Annotated in this window: 1 protein-coding gene and 1 pseudogene; one reads left to right on the top strand and one right to left on the bottom strand. The window is 77.0% G+C overall.

Annotated elements, in window-relative coordinates:
- Window positions 1-1,468: asparagine synthase (locus tag L7D48_RS27890; protein WP_237883733.1), on the bottom strand; the 1,468-nt coding region annotated here is incomplete at its 3' end.
- A gap of 725 nt (window positions 1,469-2,193) precedes the next feature.
- On the opposite strand from L7D48_RS27890, the pseudogene L7D48_RS27895 reads away from it, so the two are divergent.
- Window positions 2,194-2,773: pseudogene (locus tag L7D48_RS27895) on the top strand (hypothetical protein); the annotation flags it as partial.

Genomic DNA, 2,773 nt, shown 5'->3' on the forward strand with positions numbered 1-2,773 from the left:
CAGCGCCCGCGCTCCAGGTCCCGAAGCCCGCCCCGACCCCGGTGACGTCCCGCTCCCGCAGCCGCCGCGCCGTCTCCAGCACCCCGTCCCGGTACGGCGTACGGGCCAGTCTCCGTGCCGCGCGGTAGACGGTGAGCGGTACGAGCACCGAGCGCCCGGTCGCGCCCTCCGCCTTCGCCAGCGCCGTGACCGGCCGCAGCAGGTGGCGGCGGCGCCGGTCCAGCAGCAGGTCCGCCAGCCGGGCCGGGTGGGCGTCGAGCACCTCGCGGGCGCCGTATCCGGACAGGTGGTCCGCGCTGCCGGCCGCCAGGCGCAGCCGGTGCCGTTCGGCGACGACCAGCGAGGGGCCCGGCTCGTCGGTCAGCGGCCCGTCGGCGAGCGGGCCGCCGCCGGGCCCGGCGTACGGCAGGGCCTCCTCGCCGGCGGCGACGACGACGTGGTGCAGCCGGGGGTTCTCCGCGATGCTGCGGGCGCGTTCCAGTTCGGCCTCGCGTCCCGAGAGCGGGTCCAGTGTCAGGTCGTTGAAGGTGACGGCGAGCAGCCGCTCGCCCGCCGACGTCCCCGGCGTGCCGTACACCGTGCCCGGGACGCCGGGCAGTCCGGCGGCCAGCAGCGCGAGCGTCGCCGACGCGCTGCCGCCCGACAGGTCGGCGCCGATGCCGGGCGCGGGGCCCCTGACCCGCCCGCCCGGCCGGTCCGCGAGCCGCTGGGCCGGTCCCATGCCGGGGACCGGTCCGGGGTCGAGGCTGCCGAGGTCGGGCACGGGCGCGTGGCGCGGGGCGGCCAGCCGCACCCGTACGGCCTCCACCAGCGCCTCTCGCACCCCGGCGACCGCCGCCTCCGCGTCGACGGGGGGCGCGGCGACGACGGTGGGGACGGCGGGTTCGTAGCTGACGGTCTCGCGGCTGCGGCCGTCGCGCATGACCAGCGCGTGTCCGGGTGCCACGCGGCGCACCCCCGCGTAGGGCGTGCCGTCGCCCAGGGCCTCGGGCGCGTCGGGGCAGGCGAGCAGGGCGGCGAGGTGTCCGACGTCGAGCTGTGCCTCGATCAGGTCGGCCAGCGGCAGTGCGGCGGTGGCGTAGGCGGTGCCGCCCGCCCACGGGGTGTGGAAGACGGGCCGGGCGCCGGCGAGGTCGGTGGTGATGGTGACGCGGCGGCCGACGCGTACGACCGCGGTGTAGCTGCCGGGCCAGGCGGTCAGGTGGCGCAGGGCGCCGCCGCGGGCGGCGAACAGCCCGATGCGCAGCTGCTCGTCGGAGGCGCCGCAGGAGCCCAGCACCGCGAGTCTGCTGCCGCCGTCGGCCTCGACCAGGCGCACCTCGTCGGGTCGCCAGTCGCCGACCGCCCACAGCGGGTCGGGGCCGTCCCACAACTGCCGCGCCCCCACCGGCTGGATCGTCTGCCCGGGTCTGGCCGCGCCGCCCGCGCCGGAGGCGTGGTCTGCGGCCCATCCCACCAACCACCGCATCGCCGCCTCCGCATGGCCCCGTGGATCGGTAACTCGCCGTCGGCGGCGGCCGATCGGTGGCGGGTCACCGTCGGCAGCCGTCAACCGCCGTCGCTGCGGACCATGCTGCCACGGGATGGGCGTGCGGGAGGTGTCCGGGCACGCGGACGCGCGGAAGCCGGCGCCGGACCCCGGCGCCGTGACGGCCCGCTCGACGGCTCCGCGGGGAGCGGCGTCATTCGGCCAAATATTTGCCGTGAGATATGCCTAACGAATCATCGTCGGCGTCTCGTCGGCGTGTTGTCGAAGCCCTGCCGGCGGGTCGCCGGTGCGGTGCCGGCGCCTCTCCGGCAGTCCGGGAGGCTTCACCACCTCCCGGACCGGACCGCCGTCCGCGGGGAGTGGGACGACGGCATTCCCCCAGCCCACTGGTTCCAGTGCAGTGGGCCGACCCACGCAGCACCCATGGAAACGCCCCCTGTGCGGGCCGCACAGAGCGCACGGACAGGCGCACCGGCACACACCCGGAGCACACGCCGGGGGAGCATGCGCGGTGCGGCCCGGAGTGCCCGCCGGCGTCCCGCGCGCCGTTCGCAAGCCGCCGGCCCGCGCGCCGCGGAGCCTGCACGAATCCCGCCATCCCGGAAGACGGCCCTTAACGGTAGGGATGCGGCGAACTACGCTGGGTTGACGAATGCCCCGTGTGCGCGGCACGGGGTGGCCGTCGGTGTGTGTCAGGGGTGCGCATGTCCAGGGAGCCACGCGGGCCGAACGAGAAACTCGGCGCCGTCCTCGCCCTCGCCGGGATCAGCAACGCCGGGCTCGCCCGCCGGGTCAACGACCTCGGGGCGCAGAGAGGACTGACCCTCCGCTACGACAAGACGTCGGTCGCCCGCTGGGTCTCCAAGGGCATGGTGCCGCAGGGCGTGGCCCCCCATCTGATCGCCGCCGCGATCGGCAGCAAGCTGGGGCGTCCCGTCCCGCTGCACGAGATCGGCCTGGCGGACGCCGATCCGGCACCGGAGGTCGGCCTGTCCTTCCCCCGCGACGTCGGCGCGGCCGTGCGGTCGGCCACCGAGCTGTACCGGCTGGATCCGGCCGGGCGGCGCGGCGGGGGCGGGGGCGTGTGGCAGTCGCTGGCGGGTTCGTTCTCGGTGAGCGCCTACGCCGTGCCCACCTCGCGCTGGCTCATCAAGCCCGCCGACAGCTCCGTGGCACGGGACGCCTCCGCTCCGTCCGGGGCTTTCCCGACCGGTCCCGGCGGTACCGCCGGGACCGCGGGTGCCGGCCCGCTGCCCGGCCCCGCCGACGAGCAGCGCCCGTACC

Origin of the sequence: Streptomyces sp. ICN903 (assembly GCF_022015835.1) — a bacterium.
In the GTDB taxonomy this organism is placed as follows: Bacteria; Actinomycetota; Actinomycetes; order Streptomycetales; family Streptomycetaceae; genus Streptomyces; species Streptomyces fenghuangensis.